Below are 26,173 nucleotides of genomic sequence, written 5' to 3'. Positions count from 1 at the left end.
GCCGGTGAACTCGCCGCGAGAGCTGATCAACGAGAGCGCCGGGCTGGCGTTCGGCGAACAGCGGGCCGCCCTGCTCGACAGGGCGCTCGCCGCGTTGCCCGGGGACGAGGACCCCGAGGCGAGGGCTGTGGCGCTGGCGATGCTCGCCCAGCAGGCTCCGGAGCGGCTCCCCCAGGCGATCGAGGAGGGCAAGCGGGTCCTGTCCGTGGTGGAGCGGCCGGACTGGATCCTCATGCACCTCGCTGACGCGGCCGTGCTGGCCGGGCAGGACGAGGAGGCGCTGCGGTTCGCGTCGAGGGTGGACGAGGGGTTCTTCCTCAGCGGGGACCTGCGCTGGCGGGTGTCGCGGCTGGCGGAGATCCGGGCGGTCGCGCTGCTACGGCTCGGGCGGGAGGCCGAGGCGCTGAGCACCGTCGACGCTCTGCTGGCCGACCTCGTCCGCCATGGCGACGAGGACGACCTTCCCCCGCCGGGCCACCTGGTCCGGACGGCGCTGTCGCTCGTGGAGGGTGACCGTGCCGACCTGGCGCGGGCCGTGTTGCGACGGATGGCGGAGGCTCTGAATTTGGCGGTGTGGTTCCCGCCCAGCGTTGTGGAGGAGATCCAGGCGGTCGTCCCGGTCTAGAGCCGACGCGGCGCCTCGTGCTCGTGCCTCCCTGAGTTCAGGCGTCTCGGTCAGCCGGTGAGTCCCCCGGGATCGCGACGCGTTTCCTCGGCGGTCGGAAGCGCCGGGCGTGGTGCGGAAACACGCGTGACGACGCGTTCTAAAGCCGCTGCTCGGTCTGGGTGAACACCGTCGCCTCGGCGGAGTCGGTGCCGGTGTAGGAGCGTGCCGTGTCGCGCACGCTGCCGGCGGTGTCGGCGAGGGTGTCGGCGGCCTGGCGCAACGTGCGTACGCCGAGCTCCTCGAACGGCTGGAGCATCATCGCGAACGGCTGGCAGACCACGCCGTAGGCGTCGTTGTTCATGGTCACCGTGTCGGCCGCGTCGACCGCGCCGCGGAGGCGGTCGGTGAGCGCGTCGACCTGCCCGGCGTGGGCGTCCAGCTCGCCGGTCAGGACCTCGAAACCGTCGGTGGTCAACGGGTGTCACCTGCCGTAGATCGTGTCGTCGCCGAAGTCGTCGCCGTCGTCTCGGTCGTTGTCGCCGGGCCGGGCCGGGCGGGGTGGGGGTAGCGGCTCGTCCTCGTCGGAGTCGGTGAAGCTCAGGCGCTCGGCGGCGGGCGGCGGCTCGTCATCGGGCGGGGGCGCGGGGAAGTTCCGCTCGGCGGTGGCCACGATGTGCCGCGCCGCCGGGTCGTCCTCGCCCACGGTCTCGGTCACGATCTCGGCCAGCCTCTCCGGGTACCGGGACTGCGCCTTACGCATCGCGGCCATCACGTTCGCCGCGATGTCGTGCGGCGCCATCTGCCGCACCCCGTCGGTCATCGCGACATCCGTCGGGATGCCGTTGTGGCCGACGGTCACGCTGACCGCTCCGTCGGCCACCGACTCGGTGATCGTGATCTGCTCGACCCGCTCCGCCATCGTCTGGAAGCGGGCCGCCTTCTCGTTGGCGTCCCGCTCCCAGTCGTCGACCATCCGCACGGCGTCGGCCAGGGGATCACTCATCGCCGCCCCTCCGGGAAGAAGAACCCGCTCGCTGCCCGCCTCCGACGATACGAGCACTCACCTCTCCCGCGTGGCGGATTGCCCGAAGAACATCCCTCGTTGCACCTGAGGAATCGCACACCCGGCGGCGACCAGCTGCCGGCCGGCAGTGAAAGCCGGCCGGCAGCTGGTCACGTTCTCCAGCTCGGTCAGTTCCGGGACTCCACCGGGGTCGGGAACGGTTGGACGTCGGGCTGGCAGACGGTGCCCGGGCGGGGGACCTCCAGGTCCACGAGGTAGTCGGCGGCTATGCGGTCGGTGCAGGAGCTGTCGCCGAGGATGCAGTGGCCGAAGGCGTCCACGCTGACCAGGCGGGCGTTTCCGAGCTGGCGGGACATGCGCCTGGAGAACTCGTACTGGGTCGCGGGGTCGTAGTAGTTGCCGAACACCAGGACCGGGGTCTCGGTGCGGCGGTTCCAGGGGCCGCGGTACGGGTCGGGGTCGCGCACCGGCCACACGGGGCAGACGGCGGGGTCGTTCCAGGCCAGGTAGCGACCAAAGTCGGGCATCTGGCGCTCCCAGCGGTCGGCCACCCGGGGCACGTCCGACGGCCGGATGTCGAACGGCTTGTCCGAGCAGTTCACCGCCGCGTACGAGTCGTCGCTGACGTAGGGGGCGTCGGGGTGGATGTCGGCGGATCGCCTCGGCTCGGCGAACAGGGCGGCCACGTCCACGGTGGGTGCGGCGCGGCGCGCGGACGTCGACGGGAAGGCGACCTCGTAGACCTCCTGGAGCGCCTCGGCGAACGGGCCGAACTGGACCGGGTTGTAGAGCACGCTGGCGGTCGAGCCGATCACGTCGGCCTCGGTGACCACGGTGCCGTCCGGCAGGGTGACGGGGCCGGCCTCGCGGAGATGGTCGTGCAGCCGGGTGAACTTCGCGCGGGCGTTCGGGCCGAACGCGCAGTCGGGGTCCTCGTCGCAGCGCTGGAGGTAGGCGTTGAGGGCCAGCTCGAAGCCGCCGGTGCGCTGGCGGTCGTACTCGAGGCCGTCGCGCAGGCGCAGCGTCGGGTCGACGTTGCCGTCCAGGATGATCGCCCGGGCCTTGTTCGGGAACATGTTCACGTAGGTGGCGCCGAGCAGGGTGCCGTAGGAGAAGCCGACGTAGCTCAGCTTCCGGTCACCGACCGCGGCCCGCAGCAGGTCGAGGTCGCGGGCGACGTCCTTGGTGGACATGTGCTCGAGCAGCGGACCGGCGAACCGGCCGCAGAACCGGCCGTAGTCCTTGTAGGCCTTGAGGGTCGTGCTCTCCTCCCCCGGGGTGACCGGCAGCGGGTGCATTCGCCCGAACACCTCGTCGGCGTCCTCCTCGGTCGCGAAGCAGCGCAGCGGCGTGCTCCGGGCGACCCCGCGCGGGTCGAAGCCGATCAGGTCGAACCGGTCGAGCACCTCGGGCTCGAAGATGTTGCGGCCCGAGCGGGGCATCGTGTAGCCGGGGCCACCTGGCCCGCCGGGGTTCAGGAACAGCGAACCGATCTTCGCGTCCGGGTTGTTGGCCGCCCGGCGCATGAGCGCGATGTTGATCGTGCCCCGCCCCGGCCGGTCGTGGTCGAGCGGAACGGCGTAGTGACCGCAGCTGAACTGCGGCCGCTCGGCCTCGGGCACGCCGGTGAGGTCGGCGGCCGCGCACTGCCCCCAGGCAATGGGGGCCGGCGCCCGCCCGGCCGGCGCCGCGGCGGCCGGCGCGGCCGGGACGATCAGCCCTGTCACCCCTGTGACCAGCGCCAACAGCAGTGTGGCAACACGGCCCGCGGACCGCGTGGATCTCTCAGACACGGAACAACCCTTCTCCCTACCCGGAGCGTCGCGTGATCACGGCGCAGAACCGAAGACTCACACGAGGTGATAGTCCGCGATATCGGTAGGACGGCGCAACCGGCTACTGCGCCCGGTCAGGTCCGGAAGTAGGTGCTGCTCACGAGGTGGCCCGGGACAGCGAGACGCCGAACCGGGACGCGCTGTCGGTCCACCACCGCACCGGCTCGAACCCGGCGTCGCCGAGCTCGACGGCCACGCGCTCCCGGCGGAACTTGGTCGACACCTCGGTACGCATCTCCTCCCCCTCGACGAAGGTCGCCGTCAGACCGATCACCGGCACCCGGACCCGCATCGGCCGGGTGGCCCGCAGCCGCATCTCGATCCACTCCGCCTCGTCGTCCCACCTGGCCACGTGCTCGAAGGCGGCCGGATCGAAGTCGGCGGAGAGCTCACGGTTGAGCACCTGCAACACGTTGCGGTTGAACTCCGCGGTCACCCCCGCGGCGTCGTCGTAGGCACGGACCAGCGTCTCCGGGTCCTTGACCAGGTCGGTTCCCAGCAGCAGCCACTCGCCGTCGTCGACGGTCTCGCGTACGGCGGCGAGGAACTTGGCGCGGTCGGCGGGAACGAGGTTGCCGAGCGTGCCACCCAGGAAGGCGACCAGCCGGGGCGCGCCACCGGGCAGCAGCGACAGGTGCTGGGTGAAGTCGCCCACCACGGCGTGCACGTCGACCGGGTCGTAGACCGAGACCAGCGTCTCGGCGGCCGCCCGCAGAGCGCTCTCGGACACGTCGAGGGCCACGATCTCGCGCAGGGTGCCCGCGTCCCGCAGGGCGTCGAGCAGGAACCGCGTCTTCTCCGAGGAGCCGGAACCCAGCTCGACCAGCGTGCGCGCGCCGGTCACCCCGGCGACCTCCGCCGCCCGCGCCTGGAGGATCTCGCTCTCGGCCCTGGTCGGGTAGTACTCGGGCAGCCGGGTGATCCGCTCGAACAGCTCGCTCCCCCGAGCGTCGTAGAACCACTTGGGAGGTAACGACTTCGGCGTCTCGGTCAGGCCCGCCCGGACGTCCGAACGCAGGGCGCGCACGACGTCGTCGGGGGTCAGGTGAACGGTCAGGTCGACCTCGCTCATCGTGCTCCGATCTCGGTGATGTCCACCGTCGACGACGTCGCGACGACCAGGTGGCGGTCAGGGATCTCCTGCCAGAGGGGGTTGGCGTCGAACGGTTCCGAGGCGACGACGAGGCCGGTCGTGGCCGTGGGAGGACGGACCCACAGGGAGTGGGTCCACGCCGTGCCGACCACGACCTCGCCGTCGGTCAGCAGCAGGTTCAGCCGGGACCCCGGGGCGGCCGCGGCGACGTCGGTCACCAGCGAGGTGAGCGCGTCGGCCGGCTTGTCCCCCGCGCCGAGGCGGTGGCGCAGCACCGTCCACAGCAGCGCGGCGTCGGTCGGCGCGTCCATCGTCAGCAGCGACTCCACCGGCACCGTGGCGGCCAGGCCGGCCACCGAGGACGGCCACCCCCGCACGACCCCGTTGTGGCTGAACAGCCAGCGGCCGGAGGCGAACGGTGCGGCCGCGGTCTCCACCACCGGCATGCCGACGGTGGCCGAGCGGACCGCGGCCAGCACCGCTCGCGAGGACACCTCGGCGGCCAGCCTCGGCAGCGCGGTGTCGGTCCACAGCGGGACGGCGCGGCGGATCAGCGCCGGTTCGGGCGAGGCGTCGGTGTACCAGCCGACGCCGAAGCCGTCGGCGTTGACCGTGCCCCCGCCGCGCATGTCCCGCGGCGCCCAGGACTGCCGCAGCAGCGAGTGCTCGGGCGCCAGCAGCAGCTCGGACAGCCGGACCGGTGGACCCAGGTACGCGAGGTGTCGGCACACGCTAGGCGAGCTCCTCCGGCGAGGCGTCGCGCGCACACCGGAACCCGGCGAAGATCTGCCGGCGGATCGGGTGGTCCCAGTTGCGGAACGTCGCCCGGCCGGCCACCGGGTCGGTGCCGAACGAGCCGCCGCGGAGCATCTTGTAGTCGCCGCCGAAGAAGGCCTCCGAGTACTCGCGGTAGGGGAACGGCTCGAACCCCGGGTAGCCGTGGAAGTCGCTGTCCAGCCACTCCCAGACGTCGCCGACGAGCTGGTGCACCCCCGCCGGGGAGGCGCCGGCCGGGTAGGCGCCGACCGGCGCGGGCGAGAGGTGCCGCTGACCGAGGTTCGCGTGCTCGGGCCCGGGGTCCTCGTCGCCCCACGGGTAGCGCCGGGAGCGGCCGGTGGCCGGGTCGAAGCGGGCCGCCTTCTCCCACTCCGGCTCGGTCGGCAGCCGCCGCCCCGCCCAGGCGGCGTAGGCCTGTGCCTCGTGGAAGCAGACGTGCACCACCGGCTCGTCCGGGGGGATCGGCTCCACCACGCCGAACCGCCTGCGCAGCCACCCGTCCGCCGCACGCAGCCAGAACCGCGGCGCGGACAGGTTGGCGTGCTGGCGGTAGGCCCACCCGCGCTCGGACCACCAGCGCGGGTCGTCGTAGCCGCCGGCCTCGATGAACGCGGCGTAGGCGGCGTTGGTGACCGGCGCGGTGTCGATGAAGAACGCGTCGACGAACACCTCGTGGGCGGGGCGCTCGTTGTCCAGCGCCCAGGCGTCGATCGAGGTGCCCATGGCGAACGAGGCGGCGGGGATCAGCACCTCGGCCGCGGGCAGGGGCCGCCCCGGTGGTGGCGGCGGGGCGTGCAGCACGGGTGCGCCCGCACGCAGCTGGTGGGTGGCCAGCATCGTCTCGTCGTGCTGCTGCTCGTGCTGGACGATCATGCCGAAGGCGAACCCGCCGGCCTCCAGCCGCCGACCCTCGAGCGGGCTGCGCTCCAGCACGTCGAGCACCTTGTCGCGGACCTCGCGCACGTACCGGCGGGCCTCGGCGGGTGGGAGCAGCGGCAGCGCCGGGCGGTCGGCGCGGGCGTGCTGGAACGCGTCGTAGAGGTTGTCGATGTCGCAGCGCACCGGCTCGCGGCCGCCGACGTCGCGCACCAGCCAGAGCTCCTCCTGGTTGCCGACGTGCGCGAGGTCCCACACGAGCGGCGACATCAGCTTCGAGTGCTGACGCACCAGGTCGTCGTCGTCGACCGCGTCGGTCAGCGCGATGCTGCGGGCCCTGGCCCGCTCCAGCTGTTCGGCGACCCTGGTCCGCAGCTGCTCGATGCCGGCTGTTTCCGTGTTCGCAGTGGTCATGGCGTGCTCCTCCGCTGTACGCGGTCGAGGTCGGCGAGGACGGAGGCGGTCAGGTCGTGACCGAGGCCCGTCCGGGGCAGGGCGCGGGCGCCCAGGTCGAACACCGTCGCGGCCGCCCTGGCGAGGTCGGGGTCGGCCAGCCCCTGCCTGGCGGCGGTGAGCCAGCGGTCGCCGACCGGCAGGCAGGCGTCGAGCACGGCGTCGACCGTGTCGGGGCTGGCCAGCAGCGCGGTGAGCAGCGCGACGGGGGTCAACCAGGAGTCGCCGCGCTGCGCGTCGAGGTAGCGCACCTCGAGGTAGCCGTGCGGCCGCACGGGCGGGAACATCGTGCTCAGGTGGTAGTCGAGGTCGTCGGTGGTCGGTGGCTCGGGCCAGGCACCGGCCAGCCAGTCGGCGAAGGTCATGTCGCGCGGGGTGGCCCAGCGCGCACCCGGGCCCCGCACGCACAGCACGGGGGTGTCGACCACCCGGCGCGCCCAGCGGCCCACCGGGTCGGCCACGATCGGCGACGGCGCCGAGCGCGGCGGGTCGGTGGCGAGCACCGAGCGCAGGCGCGAGGAGGCCCACCCCTCGCCCGGGGAGTTGGCGAAGGCCGCCACGAGCACCGGGCCGAGCGCGCAGACCGCGGTGAACCGGTCGGCCGCCGCGTCCGGCTCACCCGCGTCCAGGCACACCTGGAGTCCGGCGGTCGCGCACATCATCGTGAGCCCGTGTGGGCCGATCGGCTCGAACACCTGCTCCATGGCCGCGTAGCGCGGGGTGTCCAGCAGCCTGCGGGGCGGACGGTGCCGGTCGGCAGCCCGGTCGCCGAGCACGAGGCCACCGGCGGCGAGCAGGTCGCGGAGGAAGGTCAGGTCGGCGGTGACGACGTCGAACAGCCGACCGAGCGAGGTTTGGGGAAGGGCGGAGATCTCGACCTGGCCGCCGGGTTCGAGCGTCAACGGCGAGCCGGCCGGAAGCGGGAGTGCGGGACTGTCCTCGTTCAACGTGCGGGGCGCGTAGGGCCCCAGTGCGGCGGTCAGGCTGTGCCTGTCGAGTGGCCGCCGCGGATCGTCCTCATGGTGGACGACCCACTCCAGCTCGACACCGACCAACCGCGGCGGACCGTGCTTGAAGCAGACCGAGGCGACGTAGGCCTCCGCCTCCACACGGTCCCCCAGCCGCCGGCGTGCGGACTCGACAATCCGCGGGTTGCAGGACGTTTGGGACAAAGCGTTCATGTCTGTGCCTCCTCTCGAGGTCAAAATCGACGCTACACAAACGCACCGACAACCACCGACGACGAGGACGGCAGCCGCGGACTGGATCACAGTACGTACGTACGGATTGCCAGGGTGCGGGCGCTGCTGGGACGATCACCGGATGCCACGGGTCAGCAAGGACCACCTCGACGCGCGCCGTCACCAGATCCTGGACGGCGCGCGGGTCTGCTTCGCCCGCTACGGCTACGAGGGCGCCACCGTGCGCAGGCTGGAGGAGGCGACTGGCCTGTCCCGCGGGGCGATCTTCCACCACTTCCGGGACAAGGAGTCGCTGTTCCTCGCGCTCGCCGAGGACGACGCGCACCGGATGGCCGACGTCGTGGCCCGCGAGGGTCTGGTGCAGGTCATGCGCGACCTGCTGGCCGCGCCGAACGGCGCCGACTGGCTCGGCAGCCGGCTGGAGCTGTCCCGCCGGCTGCGCACCGACCCCGAGTTCCGGGCGCGCTGGGCCGAACGGTCGGAACGGCTCACCCTCGCCACCCGCCAACGCCTGCTGCGCCAGCGCGAGGCCGGCAACCTGCGCGACGACATCGACGTGACGGTGCTCACCTCCTACCTCGAGCTGGTCCTCGAGGGCCTGGTGTCGCACCTGGCAATGGGCCTGCCGGCCGACGACCTTGAGCCGGTGCTGGACCTGGTCGAGTCGTCCGTGCGCCGCGCGCGCCCGAGGAGCTAGGCGCATCCTGGAGACATGGATCTTCTCGATGCCCACGGCCGCGCCATGGACGTGTTCGACCGAGCAGTGCACAAGGTCGGCATCAGCGACTGGGACTCCCCGTCGCCGTGCACGGACTGGACAGTCAAGGATCTGGTGAACCACGTCGTCGGCGAGCAGCTCTGGGTGCCCGAGCTGCTGGCCGGCAAGACCATGGCGGAGGTCGGGGACAAGTTCGACGGCGACATCCTCAACGACGACCCGATCGGCACCTGGGAGGCGGCGGCCGCCGCCGCCCGGGCCGCCTGGGTCGAGCCCGGCGCGCTGGACCGGACGGTGCGCCTGAGCTTCGGCGACACCGCCGCCCGGGAGTACTGCTGGCAGATGACCGTGGACCTCGCCGTGCACGGCTGGGACCTCGCTCGCGCGCTGGGCAGCGACCCCGGGATAGGTGACGAGCTCGCCACCGCCCTGCTCGGGTTCGTCGAGCCCCAGGCGCAGGCCTGGCAGGGCAGCGGTATGTTCGCCGACCCGGTGCCCGTGGCCGACGACGCCGACCCCCAGACCCGCCTCGTCGCCATGCTCGGCCGAGAGCCCACCGGCGCCGGAATCTAGACTCATCAGCAGCGGAGACGGACCTGACCTGCGAGGAGTGACCCTTCTTGGGCGGCTGTAGTACCGGGCCGGGCGGCGAGCCCGGCGGCCAGTGGGCGACGTGCCCGGACGGTGCGCGATGACCGGTGTCCTCCTCGACGTGCTCGGCGTGCTCGCCGTCGCCGCGCTGACGTTCGGAACGGCGATCTTCGTCGCGGCCGAGTTCTCCCTGACCGCGCTCGAGCGCAGCCAGGTGGCGAGCCACGTGCGCCAGGTCGGCGACACCCGCGCGAAGCAGGTGGACCACGCGCACCAGACGCTGTCGTTCCAGCTCTCCGGCGCGCAGGTGGGCATCACGATCACCACGCTGGTCATGGGCTACATCGCCGAGCCGATCATCGCCGGCTGGATCGCGCCCCTGCTCTCGGCGCTGTCGGTGCCGGAGGCGGCGGCGCTGCCGATCTCGCTGGCCGTCGCGCTGCTGCTGGCCAACGTGATCTCGATGCTGTTCGGCGAGCTGGTGCCGAAGAACCTCGCGATCGCCCGCCCGCTGCCCACCGCCCGCGCCGTGGCCGGCGCCCAGATCCGGTTCTCCTCGGTCCTGCGCTGGTTCATCGCGTTGCTCAACGCCTGGGCGAACTGGTTGGTCCGCCGGCTGGGCGTGGAGCCGGCCGACGAGCTGGCCTCGGCGCGCTCGCCGCAGGAGCTGGGCTCGCTGGTCCGCAGCAGCGCGGAGCACGGCACCCTCGACAAGGGCACGGCGACCCTGCTGAACCGGTCGCTGCGGTTCGGCGAGCGGACCGCCGAGGAGCTGATGACCCCGCGGGTCCAGGTGCAGTCGCTGCCCACCGACGCCACCGTGCTCGACCTGGTCGAGCTGGCCCGGCGCACCGGGTTCTCCCGGTTCCCGGTGCACGACGGCGACCTGGACGACGTCCGCGGGGTGGTGCACGTCAAGCAGGCGTTCAACGTGCCGGCCGCCCGCCGGGCCACGACCAGGGTGAGCTCGCTGGTGCGGCCGGTGCAGACAGTGCCGGAGAGCCTCGACGGCGATACCCTGCTGGACCGGCTGCGCAGCTCGGGCCTGCAGCTCGCGGTGGTCGTCGACGAGTACGGCGGCACCGCGGGCCTGGTGACGCTCGAGGACCTGGTGGAGGAGATCGTCGGCGACGTGCGCGATGAGCACGACCGGGGGGAGATCAACCCGGTCCGCCCGCTCGGCCGGGACAGCTGGATGGTCTCGGGGCTGCTGCGGGACGACGAGCTGGCCGACGCCACCGGGTTCCGGATGCCGCCCGGCGTCTACGAGACGCTCGCCGGCCTCGTGCTCACCCGGCTCGGCCGCATCCCCGAGGTCAACGACGAGGTGAAGGTCGACGGCTGGCGGATCACCGTGATGCGAATGGACCGCCACCGCGTCGCCGAGCTGCGCGTGGCCAGGATCCCCGAGGCGGTGGTGTCGGCATGACCGGCGGAGTCGGCCTGACGGTCGCGGTCTTCCTGCTCGCCGCCAACGCCTTCTTCGTGGGAGCGGAGTTCGCACTGGTCAGCGCCCGCCGGGACCGGCTGGAGGCGATGGCCGAGCGCGGGGTGGACCGGGCGCGGACGGTCATCCGCGCGGCCGAACACACCTCGCTGATGATGGCCGGGGCACAGCTCGGCATCACCCTGTGCACGATCGGGCTCGGCGCGCTGGGCGAGCCGACCGTGGAGCACTACCTCGAGCTGGCGCTGCACCCGCTGGGTCTGCCGGCCGCGGTGCTGCACGCGATCGCGTTCGCCGTCGCGCTGGTGGTGGTGTCGATCCTGCACATCGTGCTCGGCGAGATGGTCACCAAGAACATCGCAATCGCCGCGCCCGAGCGCACCGCGGTCTGGCTGACCCCGGCACTGGTGGGCTGGGTGAAGATGATCCGGCCGGTGATCACGCTGCTGAACCTCGCCGCCAACGGCGTGCTGCGGCTGTTGAAGGTCCAGCCCAGGGACGAGATCGAGAGCGCGACCACGCCCGAGGAGCTGGCCGACCTCATCGCCGACTCGCGCCGAGAAGGGCTGCTGGACCAGGCCGAGCACCGCCGGCTCACCCAGACGCTGTCCTCGGCCGAGCGCACCGTCGCCGAGGTGCTGGTGCCGCTGGAGCGGGTCGAGACCGTGCCACACCCGCCCACGGTCGGCGACATCGAGGCCGCCGTCGCCCGGACCGGGTTCTCCCGGTACCCGGTACGGATGCCCGACGGTCGGCTCAACGGGTACCTGCACGTCAAGGACGTGCTGGACCAGGCGGACGCCGACCCCGCCACCCCGGTCCCCTACCACCGGGTGCGCGGGCTGCCGGAGGTCCCGGCGGACTCGCGGCTGGACGAGGCCCTGGCGGCGCTGCGCCGGGCACGCAGCCACGTCGCCAAGGCGGTGTCGGCGGACCGGACCGTGCTCGGGATCGTCGCACTGGAGGACCTGGTCGAGGAGTACGTCGGCACCGTCCGCGACGGCACGCACCGGGACCCGTCCACGTGACCTCGTGGGAGTCCCGGCGGGCCGCGCACCAGGCCCGGGTCCGGGCGTGGACCGACCCGGTCCGGGAACGGCGGGCCGGCGGCGTCGCGCACCCGGTGCTGGACTTCCTGTTCACCTACTACTCCTACCGGCCCTCCCGGCTGCTGCGCTGGCACCCGGGCCCGGGCGTGGTGCTGACCGGCCCGGCGGCACGGGAGTACCTGCGCTGGCCCGCCTACCGCACGGTGTCCGGCGGAGTCGCGCTGGGCCCGCTGCCCGAGTCACGCGGCGCGGCGGTCCGGTTCGTGCGCTCGCTGCTCGCGGCGACGGCCGAGCGGACGCCGCGGTTCGGGTGCTTCGGACTGCACGAGTGGGCCATGGTCTACCGCACCTCGGCCATGCGGCACGAGTCGTGGCCGCTGCGGCTGGGCGCGGCGGGGACCGACCGGGTGGTGGAGTCGCTGCCGGTGCGCTGTACCCACTTCGACGCGTTCCGATTCTTCACCCCCGCCGCACGCCCGCTCAACGAGGTACAGCTGTCCCGCCCCGACCAGCTCGCCCAGGAACAGCCGGGCTGCCTGCACGCCGGGATGGACCTCTACAAGTGGGCCTACAAGCTCGACCCGTTCGCCCCGTCCGACCTGGTGGCCGACTGCTTCGAGCTCGCGCACGACATCCGGGTGCTGGACATGTGCGCGAGCCCCTACGACCTGAGCGCGCTCGGGTACGAGCCGGTGGAGATCGAGACCGCACGGGGCCGGGCCGAGTACGCGCGCCGGCAGGCGGCGTTCACGGCCCGAGCGGCCCCGCTGCGGGCCCGGTTGATCTCTTTGTGCGACGAGCTCCTGGCCGAGGCGGTCGTCGCCACCGGCCGGGTTCAGGACTGGTAGGCCTCGATCGGCGGGCAGGAGCAGACCAGATTGCGGTCGCCCTTGGCGCCGTCGATGCGGCGGACCGGCGGCCACAGCTTCGGGCCGGTGGAGCCGGTCGGGTAGGCGGCCTCCTCGCGGCTGTAGGGGTGGTCCCACTTGCCGGCGATCGACTCGGCGGTGTGCGGGGCGTTGCGCAGCGGGTTGTCCTCGGCCGGCCAGTCCCCCGCCGCCACCCGCTCGATCTCGCGCCGGATGGCGATCATGGCGTCGCAGAAGCGGTCGAGCTCGGCGAGGTCCTCGCTCTCGGTCGGCTCCACCATCAGCGTGCCGGCCACCGGGAACGACATCGTCGGCGCGTGCAGGCCGTAGTCGGCCAGCCGCTTGGCCACGTCGTCCACCGTGATGCCGCTGGCCTTCGTGATGCCCCGCAGGTCCAGAATGCACTCGTGCGCGACCCGGCCGTGCGCGCCGGTGTAGAGCACCGGGTAGTGCCCGGTGAGGCGGGCGGCGACGTAGTTCGCGGCGGCCACCGCGGTCATCGTCGCGCGGCGCAGGCCCTCGAAGCCCATCATCCGCACGTAGGCCCAGGAGATCGGCAGAATCGAGGCGCTCCCCCACGGTGCGGCGCTGATCGGGCCCACCCCGGTCGCCGGGCCGGCGGCCGGCTGCAGCGGGTGGTTGGGCAGGAACGGCGCCAGGTGCTCGCGCACGCCGATCGGACCGACCCCGGGACCGCCGCCGCCGTGCGGGATGCAGAACGTCTTGTGCAGGTTGAGGTGCGAGACGTCCGCGCCGAACCTGCCGAAGCGGGCCAGGCCGATCAGCGCGTTGAGGTTCGCCCCGTCCACGTAGACCTGGCCGCCCGCGTCGTGCACCGCGGCGCACACCTCGCGCACGGTGTCCTCGTACACGCCGTGCGTCGAGGGGTAGGTGATCATGATGCAGGCCAGGTCGGCCCGGTGCTGGTCGACGGTGGACCGCAGGTGGTCCAGGTCGATGTTCCCCTCGTCGTCGCAGCGGACCACGACCACGCGCATACCGGCCATCGCGGCGCTGGCCGCGTTCGTGCCGTGCGCGCTGGCCGGGATCAGGCACACGTCGCGGGCGCTCTCGCCGCGGCTGCGGTGGTAGGCCCGGATCGCGAGCAGACCGGCGAACTCGCCCTGGCTGCCGGCGTTGGGCTGCAGGCTCACCGCGTCGTAGCCGGTCAGCCGGGCCAGCCAGCCCTCCAGGTCGGCCACCACGCGCAGCAACCCGGCCGCGTCCGAGGCGGGGGCGAACGGGTGCAGCTCGGCGAAGGCCGGCCAGGTGATCGGCTCCATCTCCGCCGTCGCGTTCAGCTTCATCGTGCAGGAGCCCAGCGGGATCATGCTCCGGTCCAGCGCCACGTCCTTGTCCGAGAGCGCGCGCAGGTACCGCAGCAGCGAGGTCTCCGAACGGTGGGTGGAGAACACCGGGTGGGTCAGGTAGGCCGAGGTCCGGGCCAGCTCCGCCGGGTAGGCGTCGGCGGTCTCGGCGTCCAGCGCGTCGACGTCGGCGCCGCTCACCCCGAACGCCGCCCACAGCTTCTTCAGGTGGGTCCGGGTGGTGGTCTCGTCGCAGGCGACCGACACCAGGTCCGCCGAGACGTGGCGGATGTTGATGCCCCGGTCCCGCGCGCTCGCCACGACCTCGGCGGCCCGACCCGGGAGGCGCAGGGTGAGCGTGTCGAAGAAGGTGTCGTGCACGACCTCGACCCCACCTGCGCGCAGGCCGGCGGCCAGGACCGCGGCCATCCGGTGCGTCCTGGTCGCGATCGAGCGGAGCCCCTCGGGCCCGTGGTACACCGCGTACATCGAGGCCACGATGGCGAGCAGCACCTGTGCCGTGCAGATGTTGCTGGTGGCCTTCTCCCGGCGGATGTGCTGCTCGCGGGTCTGCAGCGCGAGCCGGTAGGCGCGGTTGCCGTCGGCGTCCACGCTCACCCCGACCAGGCGCCCCGGCAGCTGCCGCTCCAGGCCCTTGCGCACGGCGAGGTAGCCGGCGTGCGGGCCGCCGAAGCCCATCGGGACGCCGAAGCGCTGGGTGCTGCCGACCACCACGTCAGCGCCGATCTCCCCCGGCGGCCGGAGCAGGGTCAGCGAGAGGATGTCGGCCGCGACGACGACCTGCGCCCCGCGCTCGTGCGCGGCCTCGACCAGGGCGGAGTCGTCCCGGACCGCGCCGGAGGCCGCCGGCTGGGACAGCAGCAGGCCGAAGAAGTCGCCCTCGGGCAGGCCTGCGGTGAGGTCCACGACCTCCACCTCGATACCCAGCGGCTCGGCCCGGGTCTCGATCACGGCGATCGTCTGGGGGAAGGTGTCGGCGTCGACCAGGAAACGGGCCGACGGGGCCCGGCCGGCGCGGCGCAGGAGCGTCATCGCCTCGGCCGCGGCCGTCGACTCGTCGAGCATGGAGGCGTTGGCCAGCTCCATGCCGGTCAGGTCGGCCACCATCGTCTGGAAGTTCAGCAACGCCTCGAGCCGGCCCTGGGAGATCTCCGGCTGGTAGGGCGTGTACGCGGTGTACCAGGCCGGGCTCTCCAGCACGTTGCGGCGGATCACCGCGGGGGTGAGCGTGCCGTAGTAGCCCAGGCCGATCATCTGGGTGTGCAGCTCGTTGCGGCCGGCGAGCTCACGCAGCTCGGCCAGCGAGACGTGCTCCGGCACGGCCGGCGGCAGCTCGGTCTCCCCGGAGTCGTCGGCCCCGTCGTCCTGCCCGGAGTCCCGGATCGAGGCGGGGACCGCCTGGTCGGCCAGCTCCTCCAGCGAGCCGACACCGATCACGTCGAGCATCCGGGCCACCTCGTCCGCACGCGGACCGATGTGCCGGTCGGCGAACTGGGTGCCGTCCTCGAGGGCGGCGAGCGGGATGCGGGCTTGGGTCAACGTCGCCTCCGGGAGGAAGGTGGGCAGGCCGAACCGTCGTCCGACCGCCTCCCCCTCTGTCCCCGCACGCTACGGCGTGCGCCTGAGAGCTTCGTCCACGCGTGGTGGACTTGCACCTTCGGCGGGGCGGACCGGCCACCCGCTTTCCAGAGGCGTCTCGCCCGCGCGGTTCGGGTGCCTGAGAGGTTCCGGGGAGGATTTGCTCCTTCGGCGCCGAGCCGACCCGCACCGGCCGCTCGGACTCTCCCGCGTGGGATCTACGACTACGCGCGTGAGCTTACCCGGCGTTGCGCGCCTTGCGGCGCGCGGTGAGCTCGTCCTCGGCGACCGGCTCGACCACGGCGCCGTCGGCGCGCTCGGCGGGGAACTCGTGAATGGTGCCGTTGATCTCCTGCATCGCACCCGACACCGCGATCCCGAACACGCCCTGCCCGCCCTGGAGCAGGTCGACGATCTCCTCGGGTGAGGTGCATTCATAGACCGTCGTGCCGTCGCTGAACAGGGTGATCCTGGCCAGGTCGCGCACGCCCCGACGGCGCAGGTGGTCGACGGCGACGCGGATGTTCTGCAGCGAGACCCCGGTGTCCAGCAGCCGCTTGACCACCTTGAGCACCAGGATGTCCTTGAACGAGTACAACCGTTGCGAGCCGGAACCGTGCGCGCTGCGGATGGTCGGGGCAACCAGTCCGGTTCGGGCCCAGTAGTCCAGCTGGCGATACGTGATACCGGCGATCTGGCACGCGGCCGGACCGCGGTAGCCGACAAGCTCGTCGGGCGCCGACTCGTCAGGGAACAGCTCTCCCTGCTCACCGGTGACAGCCTCGACGGGACCTTCCTCGACCACGCCTGCCTCCGCTCTCCAACCACCCGCGAGTCACCGCGAGGGGTCCGAGTGAACGACACCCTCGCAATTCGCTCAGGTTCGACGGTAGGTCCGGCGGGGTTGACGGTCAACGCGACGCGCGGGCAACCGGTCCAAACCTCTACGTGAGGTCGAGGCTGCGCCCCGGGTCGGACCGAGCGAGCGGCACCGAGCGAGCGGCACCGAGCGAGCGGCTAGGTGTCGGCGCCGCGGAAGTCCTCGGGCGAGACCGAGTCGAGGAACTCGCGGAACTTCTCGACCTCGTCCTCCTGCTCGTCCGGGATGATCAGCCCGGCCTCCTGCAGGACCGAGTCCTCGGCATGGATCGGCACCCCGATGCGCAGGGCGAGCGCCACCGAGTCACTGGGCCGGGCCGAGACCCGGACATCGCCGTCGAACACGAGCTCCGCGAAGAAGGTGCCCTCCCGCAGGTCGGTGATCCGGACCTGCTCGAGCTCGCGCCCGAGCGCACCGATCACGTCCTTGAGCAGATCGTGGGTCAACGGCCGGGCCGGCCGGACGCCCTGTTGCTCCAGGGCGATCGCGGTGGCCTCCACCGAGCCGATCCAGATCGGGAGGTAACGCTCACCATCCGTCTCGCGCAGCAGCAAGATCGGTTGGTTTGCGGGCAACTCCACCCGCACGCCCACGACGCGCATCTCGCTCATCGGGATCGCCTCCCTCCGCTCGCTCGATGAGGACACCCATGCTTCGAGGATCGCTCATCGCTGGCCTCGACGCTACCCGCCTTCTGCTTCCGATGCTTGTGTTATCCGATAGCGATCCACGTCACGATGCGAAAACAGCACGTAACGGACCCGTCGACACTCTGTCGTCACCGGCCGGACATCCGGCGCAACCCAGCCTTCACGAGCAGGGTGTGCAGACCGACCGAGAGCGCGGCCAGCTCCCGCGTGGCCTCCTCCGCCCGACCCCGGGCCTCCTCGCCGTGCTGGTGGAACATCGGCGCCACGACCTGCTCGAGCAGCCCCACCTCGCGGTCCGCGGAGGCGCGGTAGGCACGCAGGTGCCGCGGCTCGATGCCGTACTCGCCCAGCGCCCTGGCCATCCTGGCCACCTCGACGGAGTCCGAGTCGTAGAAGCCCGCGGGACCGGGCCGGACCAGGCCGTACTGCTCCAGCTCGGCGAGCGCGACCGCGTCGATGCCGGCCTGCTCGAGCAGTTCCTCCCGGGTGAGCCGGCGCACCGGCTCGTCGACGAACTCCTCCGCGGCGGGCAGCCCGTTCCGCGAGACCGCCATCAGCACCGGCCGCGGCGGCTGGGGCCCGGTCTCCGCCCGGTCGGCCGCCTCGAGCTGCTCCTTGATGACCTTCAGCGGGAGGTAGTGGTCGCGCTGGGCGGCCAGCACGAACCGCAACCGCTCCACGTCGGGCTCGGTGAACTGGCGGTAGCCGGAGGCGGTTCGGGCAGGCCGGACCAGGCCCTCGGCCTCCAGGAAACGGATCTTGGAGATCGTGACGTCGGGGAACTCCGGACGCAACCGGCCGAGCACCGCACCGATGCTCAACCGCGCGCCCGCCCCGTCGCCTCGTGGCCGCCCGGCAGCCGTCACACCCGACTCCGCGCGACCCTAGGAGGCGTTCGAACCGGTGAGGAAGACCAGGCGGAACTTGCCGATCTGCACCTCGTCGCCACCGGCGAGCACGGCCTGGTCGACCGGCTCCCGGTTCACGTAGGTGCCGTTCAGGCTGCCGACGTCGATCACGACGAACTCCCCGCCCTCGCGACGGAACTCCGCGTGCCGGCGGGAGACCGTCACGTCGTCGAGGAAGATGTCGCTGTCCGGGTGGCGACCGGCGCTGGTGGTGTCCCGGTCGAGCAGGAAGCGCGAGCCGGCGTTGGGGCCGCGCTTGACCACCAGCAGCGCCGAGCCGGCAGGCAGGGCGTCGACACCGGCGACAGCCGGCTCAGCTGGCGGCTCGGTGGTCTCGGCCTCGGCGAAGAAGTCTGCCCGGAAGACCGAAGTCCGCTCCGGAGACTGCTCCGGCGGGACGCCGGGCCCGTCGTTGGTGCTCACCTGAGCTCTCCTCCTGCTGGTGCTGACCTCTACGACAGCAAACGTACCGTGCTCGATCAGCAGGCCAGACGGTGACTCCCCGCAGCGCGTGCGGAGCGGCCCGGCGGGTACCCGATCAGTCCTTCTCGGTGAGGGCCTGGTAGGCCTCCGCGTCCAGCAACGCGTCGACCGCGCCGGGGTCGGTGACGGCGAGCTCGATGATCCAGCCGTCGCCGTAGGGGTCGCTGTTGATCAGCTCCGGGGTCTCGTCGAGGGCCGTGTTGACCGCGGTGACCTCGCCGCTGACCGGCGCGAAGATCTCCGACACGCTCTTGGTGGACTCGACCTCCCCCACCGGGTCGCCCGCGTTGACGGTCCGCCCGACCTCCGGCAGCTCGACGAAAACCACGTCACCGAGCTGCTGTTGGGCATAGTCGGTGATGCCGACCCGCACGGTCTCGGCCGTGGTCGCCAGCCACTCGTGCTCTTCGGTGTACTTGAGGTCCTCCGGCGTCGTCACAGGCCCGTCCTTCACGCTCGACGCGATATGTCGGCCGACAGCCTAGAGGGGGCGCGCGGCGGGCGCCGACCGCAGTGCCGCGCGGGTCTGCACCAGGTAGAGCAGGCCGGACCAGAGGAACAGGGCACCGCCCCAGACGGCGAAGGCGTAGGCGACGGGCCGGACGAGGGTGGCCGCGGTCGAGCCGCCCTGGGCCAGCAGCATCAACGGCATCGCGTACATGAGGTTGAACGTGGCCGCCTTGCCGACGTAGGTGACCTCGGGCGGGGCGAAGCCGTTGCGGCCGAGCACCCAGATGCAGAGGCCGACCATGAGGTCGCGGCCGACCAGGATCGCGGCGATCCACCAGGGGACGATGTCCCGCACGACGAAGGCGACGATGGTCGCGAGGGTGTAGAGGCGGTCGGCGGCCGGGTCGAGCACCGCTCCGAAGCGGCTCATCTGGTTGAACCGGCGAGCGATCTTGCCGTCGGCCCAGTCGGAGACGCCGCTGAAGACGAGGATCGCGAGCGCCCACCCGTCCGCTCGCGGCACCAGCAGCAGCCAGAGGAACACCGGCACGCCGGCGAGCCGGATGACGCTCAACAGGTTCGGGATCGTCAGCAGCCGGTCGGGCAGCTCGTCGACGTCCTCGGGCCTGGCCGGCCGCACGCTCTCCGCCATGGCGCGACCCTATAGGGCCGCCGCCGGCGGGCGAGGTCACGCGCGCCGCAGGCTCCAGCCGCGGCGGCGCAGGTCGGCGTCGGTGAGCGAGACCGCGCGTCCCCGGTGGTCCATCCCGACCCAGCGCGACCGGCCGAGGGAACCCTCGCGGACGTAGCAGTGACCCTGGCTCCACACCACGCTGCACAGGGCGGTGGGCAGGCTCTCGGTGGTCCGGGTCGGGTTGAGGACGGCGGTTTCGGTGCTCATTGGACTACTCACAGTCTCGGGGTGTGGTCGTGCTCGCACCCATTCTGTCGACAGCCGGTCACCGATACTGAGCGGTTTCGCCGGTATTCACAAGATCGTCATTGGGCGAAACACGGCGGACCGGCCACGGCGGCGACGGAGAAGCGGAAGGCCTTGCTGACGTGGACCGAGCCGTCCGCCGCGACGACGGGCTCGACCGAGGCGAGGAAGGCCTCGTGCACGGCGCGCTCCCCCGCGAAGCCGATGACCTGCAGCAGCTGCTCGCTCCCGAGCATCGCCGCCCACATCGCGCCCCGGGTGGGGTACACGGCCGGGCAGTCGAGCTCGCCGCCGCCGAGCACGGTCAGCCCGGCGGCGGACAGGTCACCCGCGAGGCCGGGCTCGGCACCGGTCCCGGTGGTCAGCGGTCCGTCCGGCGCCAACCGGCGCAGGCGGCTGCCGAACTCCTGGGCCCAGCAGCCGGCGGGGTGCGCCCAACCTCCGACGGCCACCCGTCCACCGGCTCGCGTCACCCGGGCGAGCTCGGCGAGGACGGCTACTCGGTCCCGCCCGCCGGGTGGCACCGCGGTGCTCGCGGTGACCACGTCGAAGGCGGCGTCGGGGAACGGCACCGCGGTCGCGTCGCCGACCCGCAGGTCGACCTCGGGCAACGCCCACCGGGCGATCTCGAGCGATTCGACGGCGGAGTCGACCCCGGCGACCAGCGCACCCCGGCTCTCCGCCGAGCGCAGCAGCAGGCCGACACCGCAGCCGACGTCCAGCAGGCGGAGGCCGTCCACCGGCCCGAGCGCGCCGAGCACGGCCCGGTGCAGCGGGCGGTGCTCCCACTCCGGCAGCGGCGGCCAGTCCTGCTCCCGCGCGCCGCGTGCCAGTCCGTCGATCACTGCTGAGGGCATTCTCGTCTCCTGCCACCGAGTCCGACGTGTTTCATCGTCGATCAGGCGCCAGCGCTACGCATCGGGCAAAGACTCAGATCGGATGGCCCAGTGCCTTAGACCGGGCGGGTCCGCCGGCACCCTCCCGGCGAGCGCCTGGTCCCCTCCGGCGGGCGGACTCGCTCTCGTGGACGGCGCGCGGTCAGAAGGTCAGCACGACCTTGCCGAGCATGCCGCCCCGCTCCGCTCGTCGATGTGCGTGGTGTATCTGGTGGATCGGGTAGTGAGTGCCGATTCGCAGGCGCAGTCCCCCGGCGTCGACCAGCGCGGCGAGCCGGGTCAGACCGGCGCCGTCCTGCTCGACGTAGTTGGGGCCGGCGTCGATCGTGCGCTCGGCGAGTTCGTCGGTCACGGCGTCAGCGCCGACGGTGATGTATCGACCACCGTCCTTGACCGCGTGCGGGACGTGGACCCCGGCTGTGTCGAAGACGGCGTCGTAACGGCCCAACGCTCCCGTCTGGTCGGTCACCTCGTCGGCTCCGAGTTGACGGACGGCGTCGAGGTGTTCCGGTCGGGACACGAGGCCGTGGACGACGATTCCTTCGTGGGCGGCGAGCTGCACGGCCAGTCCTCCGACCGCGCCTGCCGCACCCGTGACCAGCAGTGTCTGTCCCGGTGTGAGCCGCAGTCTGTTCAGAACCTGTAATGCGGTCAGGCCGGCCAGCGGCAACGTCGCGGCTTCGGGCAGGCTGACGGTCGCCGGCGCGGCGGCGACCAGGTCGGCGGGCAGCGAGACGATGTCGGTCCAGGTGCCCCGGCCGGTGGCGAACTGTGCGGACATCGCGATCACGCGGTCACCCGTGCCGAAGCCGGGATGATCGCTCGCGAGTACGACCCCGGCGAGGTCCCAGCCGAGGGTCATCGGCAGCCGGTCGGCGCCGACCATGGTCCGGGTCTTCCAGTCCACCGGATTGATGCTGCTGGCGACGGTGCGGATGAGGATCTCGCCGTCTGCTCGGGTGGGGACCGGGATGTCGCGCACCGTCAGTGCGTCGGGCCCGCCGGGCCGGTCGAGTTGGACAGCGCGCATCATGCCTCCTGAGGGGCGGTTGCCGTGCGGGACATGGCCAGCCAGGACAGGCCGAGACCGGCCAGCGCGAGGGTGGCTCCGGCCAGGCCGTTCCACCGCAACGCGCCCGCGGCGACGATGCCCCCGCCGAGCGCGGCGCCGAACGCGTTGGCGAGGTTGAACCCGCTGACGTTGACGGTGACCGACAGGGTGGGCGCGTCGGCGGCGTGCTGGAGGAGCAGGCCCTGTAATGGCGCGATCGTGGCAGTGGCCAGCAGGCCGAAGGCCAGCACCGCGACGAAGGTGGTCGGTTGCCAGGTGGCCGCGAACGGGAGGGTGGCCAGGACCACCGTCAGGCCGAGGAACACGATCCGCACCGTCATGAGCGGCGAAACGTCGGTCAGCCGGCCGGCGGCCAGGTTGCCCAGCAGGCTGCCGACGCCGTAGGCGAGCAGCAGGGCGGACGCCGCACCGCCAGAAAAGCCGCTGACCTCGGTCAACAGCGGCACGAGGTAGGTCAGCACGATGCCGACGCCGGCGAACCCGACGGCGGTCGTGGTGATGGCCAACAGCACCGGGCGACGCGCCAGGACCCGAAGCTCGGACCGGGCGCCAGTGGCCGAGGCCGGTGTGCGCGGCATCGCCACGGCCAGGACCGCACCACCCGCGGCGGCGATCAACGCGACGGCGAGGAACGGTGTTCGCCAGCCGAAGGCCTGGCCGAGCAGGGCGCCGAGGGGAACACCCAGCACGGTCGCGACGGTGAGGCCGGAAACCACGATGGCGATGGCCCGGCCTGCCCGCTCGGGTGGCACGACGGCCGTGACCACGACCAGGGAGATCGCATACAGGGTTCCCTGCGACAGCGCCGCCAGCACCCGGCTGACCACCAGCAGGCCATAGGAGGTCGCCGCCGCGCTGACCAGGCTCCCGGCGATGAACAACGCGACCAGACCAAGAACCAGACCTTTGCGGGGCATCCGTGCGGTGAGCACGGTGATCAGCGGCCCGCCGACCACCACCCCGAGGGCGTATGCGGTAACGAGTTGACCGGTGCTGGCCACGGAGACCTGCATGCTGGCCGCGATCTGCGGTAACAGGCCGCTCACCAGCAGCTCGGCTGTGCCGATCGCGAAGATGCACAGGAGGAAACCGACGATGATCGGGGCCGCGCGCCTCGTCGTGGCGGGCGCCGGAGTACCGGGTGGGATCGTTGTGGGCGTCACACCGCGGACCGTAAAGTCTCACACGAATGTGAGAGTCAATGCCGTGTGGCGGGAGTCGCAGTGTCGGTGCAGACGATCAGGATCGGGGAGTTGTCCCGACGCAGCGGAGTGAGCCAACGGCTGTTGCGCTACTACGAGGAGCAGGGATTGCTCCAACCGCAACGCCGACCAAGCGGGTACCGGGAGTACCTGTCCTCCGACGTCGCCGTGGTGCGCCGGATCCGGGGCCTGCTGGCTGCTGGCCTGTCCACCGCGACGATCTCCTCGGTGTTGCCGTGCATCCGGGAGGACGGCGAGCGACTGGTGCCGATCTGTCCGGACCTCGTGGCGCGGCTGCGGCGGGAACGCGACCGGATCGACCAGGCCATCGAGGACCTCACCACGTCCCGCCAGATCCTGAACACAGTGATCACCGCGGCACCGTCCACACCGAGCCCGGCGAACTGAGCCGGACACGAGACGGCAGGCCGTGGTCGGCGAACTCGAGCCGGCGGATCCGCTTGTAGGGAGCCAGGTGCTCCCGGGCGAAGGCGAGGATCGAGCGAGCCGTGTCGGCGTCCGGGCGGTGCCCGGCGGCTGCGCACCCACCGATGCGCACACTGCCGGGACACACCGAGTTCTTTCGCCACATGAGCGACCGGTCTGCCAGCAGCGACCCGCTCAACCAACACCAGGCGTCCATGCACGGTCAAACGAGCGTTAGCGTGTCCCATCGAGGCCTCCGAGTGTGGTGACTGACTTCGCAATCACCACCGCACCGGAGGCCTCACCCATGATCAAGCCAACACACCGTCACCAACCTCATGACCAAGTCACCTAGCGCCTTGGTCTGAGCGCCCACGGCTACGGGAGGGCGGGGAGCAGGCCGTCGAGCAGGCGGCGGAGCCCGAAGTCGAACCAGGTGTCCAGCTCCCTGGCGGCTCGCCGTGGGTCGCTGTGCCGGACGGCGGCCAGCCACGGGTGGCGCTGGACGCGGCCGGTGCGCTCCAGGCGGTGGAGGGTGGCTGTTCGCCAGGTGTGGTAGGTGGTGTCGGCGGTCTCGCGGTCGACGAGCAGAGCCATCCCCTGGACGTAGCCGTCGAGGGCGAGGTAGCCGGCGAACGCGTCGGCCGGCGAGTAGCCGGCGAGGGTGAGCGCCTCGACCGCGCGGTCCACGATGGACAGCACCGCGGGACCGGTCGGCGGCCGCCCGGTGGCGAGGATCGTGACCAGCCAGGGGTGGCGGCGGTACATCGCCCATTCGTCGCGGGCAAGCTGGTCGAGCGCGGCGCGCGGGTCCGCCGGGGCGGGGCGTTGGGGCATGCGGTCGCCGATGGTGCGCTCCGCCATCGCGGCGAGCAGTTCGGCGCGGTCATGGACGGCCTGGTACAGCGCGTGCACTGGTAGCCCGGCACGTTCGGCGAGGGTGCGCATGGCGACAGCGCCGAGACCGGCGGCGTCGGCGGTCCTGATCGCGAGCTCCACGAGGCCCTCGCGCACGGTGGTGGCGGTCGTCGCGGGGCGACCGGCGGGTTCGCGGCGTCGCCCGGCCGCGACGTGGTCGCGTCGGCGCCGGTACGCCCGTGCCTGGCAGGCGCGCGAGCAGTACCGCCGCGGGCGTCCCCGCCCCGGGTCGCGCGGCAACGAACCCGCGCATTCGACACACTCCACCCCCGACTCCTTTTCGTCACATCAGCTCGTGTGACGAAACTACTCGTCGTGGGCCGTGCGCGCCGAGAGGCTTGCGCCATGACCCAGCACAGCCGCCGAAACCTCCTGCGCGCCGGCGCGGCGGCCGGCGCCGCCGCGTCCACCGCCGGCCTCGGCGCGACGTCGCCGAACAGCGACCCCGAGAACTGCCCGCCGCCGCTCGGCCCGGTTCACGTGCTCCCGGGCGACCCGCGGTACGAGGACCTCGTGCGCCGGGGCAACAGCCGCTTCGTCGGCGCACCGGAGGAGGTGCGGGTCGTCGGGTCCACCGCCGCGGTCGTGGACGCCGTGCGGGACGCGGTCCGCTCGGGACGCCGGGTCGCGGTGCGCGCCGGCGGGCACGGGTTCGAGGGGTTCGTCGACGACCCGGAGGTGCGGGTGCTGATCGACCTGGCCGGCCTGAACCGTGTCTACTTCGACCGGAGGCGGGCGGCGTACGCGGTCGAGGCGGGCGCGACGCTCGGCGAGGTGTACCGCGCGCTCTACCTCGGCTGGGGCGTCACGATCCCGGGTGGCTCGTGCCCCGGCGTCGGGGCGGGCGGGCACGTCGCGGGCGGCGGCTACGGCCGGTTGTCCCGGCTGCACGGCCTCGCGAGCGACCACCTGTACGCGGTCGAGGTCGTCGTCGTGGACCAGTCGGGCGAGGTGGGCGCCGTGGTCGCCACCAGCGAACTGTCCGATCCGCGCCGGGAGCTGTGGTGGGCGCACACCGGAGGCGGCGGGGGGAACTTCGGCGTGGTCACCCGGTACTGGTTCCGGTCGCTGCCCGCCCCTCCCGCACGGGTGCTGAACTTCCACGTCAGCTGGCCCTGGGACGGCATGGACGAGCGCGGCTTCCACCGACTCGCGGGCAACTTCGGCACCTGGTGCGAACGCAACAGCGCACCCGGCGACCCTGGAACGAGCCTCTACGGCGAACTGGTCCTCAACCGCCGGAGCACGGGCGTGCACGTCCTGTCCGGACAGGTCCCCGCCGACGCGGCCCACGTGCTGGACGACCAGGTCGCCGCGCTGAGCGACGGCGTCGACGTCACGCCGTCCCGGTCCCAGGAGACGCTGCCCTGGCTGGCGGCGACGCTTCGACACGTCGAGGACGACGGCAAGAGGTGGCGGCTGAAGGTGAAGTCCGCCTTCCACCGCACCGGCCTGACCGAGCGGCAGCGCGCCGCCCTGTACCACCACCTGACCCGCACCGGCTACGAGACGGCGGCCGGGTCGGTGAGCCTCAACACCTACGGCGGCGCGATCAACTCCCTCCGCGCGGACGCCACGGCGACCGCACGGCGCGACTCGACGATGTTGGCCTTCTACCTCACGGGTTGGGCCGACCCGGCGCAGGACGCCCGGCACGTCGACTGGCTGCGCGAGCTCTACCGGGACGTGTACGCCGACACCGGCGGCGTTCCCGCGGCCGGCGCCTACGTCAACTACCCCGACGTCGACCTGGCGGACCCGACCCAGAACACGTCCGGCAGGCCCTGGCACACCCTCTACTACGACGCGAACTACCCCCGCCTGCGTGCCGCGAAGTCACGCTGGGACCCCGGGAACGTCTTTCGGCACGCGCTCTCCGTGCGGTGACCCGGCGCCCGTCG

Annotated in this window: 27 protein-coding genes, 1 pseudogene and 1 riboswitch; of the genes and pseudogenes, 8 read left to right on the top strand and 20 right to left on the bottom strand. The window is 72.3% G+C overall.

Going from position 1 to position 26,173, the window contains the following annotated elements; all coding sequences use genetic code 11:
• Nucleotides 1-4 precede the first annotated feature (4 nt).
• Nucleotides 5-625 carry a hypothetical protein gene (locus BU204_RS23825; protein WP_075127957.1) on the top strand — a complete coding sequence of 207 codons (621 nt, stop codon included), beginning with the start codon at nucleotides 5-7 and terminating at the stop codon, nucleotides 623-625.
• A gap of 139 nt (nucleotides 626-764) precedes the next feature.
• Here the strand turns inward: BU204_RS23825 and BU204_RS23820 are convergent, their stop codons facing one another.
• From BU204_RS23820 to BU204_RS23790, 7 genes are all read right to left on the bottom strand, one after another.
• Complete coding sequence (locus BU204_RS23820) at nucleotides 765-1,082, bottom strand: type VII secretion target (RefSeq protein WP_075127956.1); 318 nt, start codon at nucleotides 1,080-1,082, stop codon at nucleotides 765-767.
• Between the two features lie 6 nt (nucleotides 1,083-1,088).
• Nucleotides 1,089-1,610, bottom strand: a complete 522-nt coding sequence (locus BU204_RS23815; protein ID WP_075127955.1) for a YbaB/EbfC family nucleoid-associated protein — start codon at nucleotides 1,608-1,610, stop codon at nucleotides 1,089-1,091.
• A 188-nt stretch (nucleotides 1,611-1,798) separates the two neighbouring features.
• Nucleotides 1,799-3,358 (bottom strand): alpha/beta hydrolase, encoded by a 1,560-nt coding sequence (locus BU204_RS23810; RefSeq protein WP_233160537.1) that lies wholly within the window; start codon nucleotides 3,356-3,358, stop codon nucleotides 1,799-1,801.
• A 205-nt stretch (nucleotides 3,359-3,563) separates the two neighbouring features.
• On the bottom strand, nucleotides 3,564-4,538 hold the full coding sequence (gene egtD, locus BU204_RS23805; protein ID WP_075127953.1) for an L-histidine N(alpha)-methyltransferase: 975 nt from the start codon (nucleotides 4,536-4,538) through the stop codon (nucleotides 3,564-3,566).
• Nucleotides 4,535-5,290 (bottom strand): ergothioneine biosynthesis protein EgtC, encoded by a 756-nt coding sequence (gene egtC / locus BU204_RS23800; RefSeq protein WP_075127952.1) that lies wholly within the window; start codon nucleotides 5,288-5,290, stop codon nucleotides 4,535-4,537. The genes egtD and egtC overlap by 4 nt, the downstream gene beginning before the upstream one ends.
• A gap of 1 nt (nucleotide 5,291) precedes the next feature.
• Nucleotides 5,292-6,626, bottom strand: coding sequence for an ergothioneine biosynthesis protein EgtB (gene egtB / locus BU204_RS23795; protein ID WP_075127951.1), 1,335 nt, complete (start codon nucleotides 6,624-6,626; stop codon nucleotides 5,292-5,294).
• Nucleotides 6,623-7,846 (bottom strand): glutamate-cysteine ligase family protein, encoded by a 1,224-nt coding sequence (locus tag BU204_RS23790; RefSeq protein ID WP_083661573.1) that lies wholly within the window; start codon nucleotides 7,844-7,846, stop codon nucleotides 6,623-6,625. The genes egtB and BU204_RS23790 overlap by 4 nt, the downstream gene beginning before the upstream one ends.
• Before the next feature lie 142 nt (nucleotides 7,847-7,988).
• On the opposite strand from BU204_RS23790, the gene BU204_RS23785 reads away from it, so the two are divergent.
• The 5 genes from BU204_RS23785 to BU204_RS23765 all read left to right on the top strand — a co-directional run bounded on the left by BU204_RS23785 (nucleotide 7,989) and on the right by BU204_RS23765 (nucleotide 12,520).
• The gene (locus BU204_RS23785; RefSeq protein ID WP_075127950.1) at nucleotides 7,989-8,564 is read left to right on the top strand and encodes a TetR/AcrR family transcriptional regulator; all 576 of its coding nucleotides are present in this window, start codon (nucleotides 7,989-7,991) and stop codon (nucleotides 8,562-8,564) included.
• Between the two features lie 15 nt (nucleotides 8,565-8,579).
• A complete protein-coding gene (locus tag BU204_RS23780) occupies nucleotides 8,580-9,158 on the top strand; it encodes a TIGR03086 family metal-binding protein (protein WP_075127949.1) in 579 nt (192 codons plus the stop codon).
• 118 nt (nucleotides 9,159-9,276) lie between these two features.
• A complete protein-coding gene (locus BU204_RS23775) occupies nucleotides 9,277-10,605 on the top strand; it encodes a hemolysin family protein (protein ID WP_075127948.1) in 1,329 nt (442 codons plus the stop codon).
• A complete protein-coding gene (locus BU204_RS23770; RefSeq protein ID WP_075127947.1) occupies nucleotides 10,602-11,651 on the top strand; it encodes a hemolysin family protein in 1,050 nt (349 codons plus the stop codon). Before BU204_RS23775 ends, BU204_RS23770 begins: the two co-directional genes overlap by 4 nt.
• A complete protein-coding gene (locus tag BU204_RS23765) occupies nucleotides 11,648-12,520 on the top strand; it encodes a 3-methyladenine DNA glycosylase (RefSeq protein ID WP_075127946.1) in 873 nt (290 codons plus the stop codon). Before BU204_RS23770 ends, BU204_RS23765 begins: the two co-directional genes overlap by 4 nt.
• On the opposite strand, the gene gcvP is transcribed toward BU204_RS23765, so the two are convergent.
• The 11 genes from gcvP to BU204_RS23710 form a co-directional block, all read right to left on the bottom strand.
• Entirely contained in the window at nucleotides 12,508-15,408 is a 2,901-nt protein-coding gene (gene gcvP, locus BU204_RS23760) for an aminomethyl-transferring glycine dehydrogenase (RefSeq protein ID WP_075127945.1), read from the bottom strand. The two genes, BU204_RS23765 and gcvP, sit on opposite strands and share 13 nt — an antisense overlap.
• A gap of 156 nt (nucleotides 15,409-15,564) precedes the next feature.
• A riboswitch (glycine riboswitch) is annotated at nucleotides 15,565-15,667 on the bottom strand.
• A gap of 18 nt (nucleotides 15,668-15,685) precedes the next feature.
• Complete coding sequence (locus BU204_RS23755; RefSeq protein ID WP_075127944.1) at nucleotides 15,686-16,252, bottom strand: MerR family transcriptional regulator; 567 nt, start codon at nucleotides 16,250-16,252, stop codon at nucleotides 15,686-15,688.
• Between the two features lie 212 nt (nucleotides 16,253-16,464).
• Nucleotides 16,465-16,938 (bottom strand): bifunctional nuclease family protein, encoded by a 474-nt coding sequence (locus BU204_RS23750; RefSeq protein ID WP_075127943.1) that lies wholly within the window; start codon nucleotides 16,936-16,938, stop codon nucleotides 16,465-16,467.
• 167 nt (nucleotides 16,939-17,105) lie between these two features.
• The gene (ftsR, locus tag BU204_RS23745) at nucleotides 17,106-17,843 is read right to left on the bottom strand and encodes a transcriptional regulator FtsR (RefSeq protein ID WP_075127942.1); all 738 of its coding nucleotides are present in this window, start codon (nucleotides 17,841-17,843) and stop codon (nucleotides 17,106-17,108) included.
• An 18-nt stretch (nucleotides 17,844-17,861) separates the two neighbouring features.
• Nucleotides 17,862-18,308, bottom strand: coding sequence for a glycogen accumulation regulator GarA (garA, locus tag BU204_RS23740; protein WP_075127941.1), 447 nt, complete (start codon nucleotides 18,306-18,308; stop codon nucleotides 17,862-17,864).
• Between the two features lie 115 nt (nucleotides 18,309-18,423).
• Nucleotides 18,424-18,807 (bottom strand): glycine cleavage system protein GcvH, encoded by a 384-nt coding sequence (gene gcvH, locus BU204_RS23735; RefSeq protein ID WP_075127940.1) that lies wholly within the window; start codon nucleotides 18,805-18,807, stop codon nucleotides 18,424-18,426.
• Nucleotides 18,808-18,849: 42 nt separating this feature from the next.
• Nucleotides 18,850-19,470: a CDP-alcohol phosphatidyltransferase family protein gene (locus tag BU204_RS23730; protein ID WP_075127939.1), complete on the bottom strand. Its 621-nt coding sequence runs from the start codon at nucleotides 19,468-19,470 to the stop codon at nucleotides 18,850-18,852.
• Between the two features lie 36 nt (nucleotides 19,471-19,506).
• Entirely contained in the window at nucleotides 19,507-19,719 is a 213-nt protein-coding gene (locus tag BU204_RS23725; RefSeq protein WP_075127938.1) for a hypothetical protein, read from the bottom strand.
• 98 nt (nucleotides 19,720-19,817) lie between these two features.
• Entirely contained in the window at nucleotides 19,818-20,615 is a 798-nt protein-coding gene (locus BU204_RS23720) for a class I SAM-dependent methyltransferase (RefSeq protein ID WP_083661572.1), read from the bottom strand.
• 181 nt (nucleotides 20,616-20,796) lie between these two features.
• A complete protein-coding gene (locus BU204_RS23715) occupies nucleotides 20,797-21,684 on the bottom strand; it encodes an NADP-dependent oxidoreductase (protein WP_075127936.1) in 888 nt (295 codons plus the stop codon).
• Entirely contained in the window at nucleotides 21,684-22,889 is a 1,206-nt protein-coding gene (locus tag BU204_RS23710) for an MFS transporter (RefSeq protein WP_233160535.1), read from the bottom strand. The genes BU204_RS23715 and BU204_RS23710 overlap by 1 nt, the downstream gene beginning before the upstream one ends.
• A 60-nt stretch (nucleotides 22,890-22,949) precedes the next feature.
• Between BU204_RS23710 and BU204_RS23705 the strand changes: the two genes are divergently transcribed.
• Nucleotides 22,950-23,336 carry a MerR family transcriptional regulator gene (locus tag BU204_RS23705; RefSeq protein ID WP_408608041.1) on the top strand — a complete coding sequence of 129 codons (387 nt, stop codon included), beginning with the start codon at nucleotides 22,950-22,952 and terminating at the stop codon, nucleotides 23,334-23,336.
• 127 nt (nucleotides 23,337-23,463) lie between these two features.
• Here the strand turns inward: BU204_RS23705 and BU204_RS23700 are convergent.
• Both BU204_RS23700 and BU204_RS23695 read right to left on the bottom strand, forming a co-directional pair.
• A pseudogene (locus BU204_RS23700) lies at nucleotides 23,464-23,602 on the bottom strand (helix-turn-helix domain-containing protein); the annotation flags it as partial.
• A gap of 130 nt (nucleotides 23,603-23,732) precedes the next feature.
• Nucleotides 23,733-24,539: a TetR/AcrR family transcriptional regulator gene (locus BU204_RS23695; RefSeq protein WP_083661571.1), complete on the bottom strand. Its 807-nt coding sequence runs from the start codon at nucleotides 24,537-24,539 to the stop codon at nucleotides 23,733-23,735.
• A 78-nt stretch (nucleotides 24,540-24,617) separates the two neighbouring features.
• On the opposite strand from BU204_RS23695, the gene BU204_RS23690 reads away from it, so the two are divergent.
• Nucleotides 24,618-26,159: an FAD-binding oxidoreductase gene (locus tag BU204_RS23690; RefSeq protein ID WP_075127935.1), complete on the top strand. Its 1,542-nt coding sequence runs from the start codon at nucleotides 24,618-24,620 to the stop codon at nucleotides 26,157-26,159.
• Nucleotides 26,160-26,173 lie beyond the last annotated feature (14 nt).

The sequence above is a fragment of the Actinophytocola xanthii genome (genome assembly GCF_001921205.1).
Lineage (GTDB): Bacteria > Actinomycetota > Actinomycetes > Mycobacteriales > Pseudonocardiaceae > Actinophytocola > Actinophytocola xanthii.
Note: the sequence above shows the minus strand (reverse complement) of the source record. Positions and strands in the feature narration are given on the sequence as shown.

Excerpts from the sequence above, each read along its gene's own strand:
- BU204_RS23690 (WP_075127935.1), top strand. The coding sequence starts at position 24,618 with ATGACCCAGCACAGCCGCCGAAACCTCCTGCGCGCCGGCGCGGCGGCC.
- BU204_RS23725 (WP_075127938.1), bottom strand. The coding sequence starts at position 19,719 with ATGAGCACCGAAACCGCCGTCCTCAACCCGACCCGGACCACCGAGAGC.
- BU204_RS23815 (WP_075127955.1), bottom strand. The coding sequence starts at position 1,610 with ATGAGTGATCCCCTGGCCGACGCCGTGCGGATGGTCGACGACTGGGAG.
- BU204_RS23720 (WP_083661572.1), bottom strand. The coding sequence starts at position 20,615 with ATGCCCTCAGCAGTGATCGACGGACTGGCACGCGGCGCGCGGGAGCAG.
- BU204_RS23730 (WP_075127939.1), bottom strand. The coding sequence starts at position 19,470 with ATGGCGGAGAGCGTGCGGCCGGCCAGGCCCGAGGACGTCGACGAGCTG.
- BU204_RS23785 (WP_075127950.1), top strand. The coding sequence starts at position 7,989 with ATGCCACGGGTCAGCAAGGACCACCTCGACGCGCGCCGTCACCAGATC.
- egtB (WP_075127951.1), bottom strand. The coding sequence starts at position 6,626 with ATGACCACTGCGAACACGGAAACAGCCGGCATCGAGCAGCTGCGGACC.
- BU204_RS23715 (WP_075127936.1), bottom strand. The coding sequence starts at position 21,684 with ATGCGCGCTGTCCAACTCGACCGGCCCGGCGGGCCCGACGCACTGACG.
- BU204_RS23775 (WP_075127948.1), top strand. The coding sequence starts at position 9,277 with ATGACCGGTGTCCTCCTCGACGTGCTCGGCGTGCTCGCCGTCGCCGCG.
- BU204_RS23780 (WP_075127949.1), top strand. The coding sequence starts at position 8,580 with ATGGATCTTCTCGATGCCCACGGCCGCGCCATGGACGTGTTCGACCGA.
- BU204_RS23770 (WP_075127947.1), top strand. The coding sequence starts at position 10,602 with ATGACCGGCGGAGTCGGCCTGACGGTCGCGGTCTTCCTGCTCGCCGCC.
- BU204_RS23750 (WP_075127943.1), bottom strand. The coding sequence starts at position 16,938 with ATGAGCGAGATGCGCGTCGTGGGCGTGCGGGTGGAGTTGCCCGCAAAC.
- egtD (WP_075127953.1), bottom strand. The coding sequence starts at position 4,538 with ATGAGCGAGGTCGACCTGACCGTTCACCTGACCCCCGACGACGTCGTG.
- BU204_RS23790 (WP_083661573.1), bottom strand. The coding sequence starts at position 7,846 with ATGAACGCTTTGTCCCAAACGTCCTGCAACCCGCGGATTGTCGAGTCC.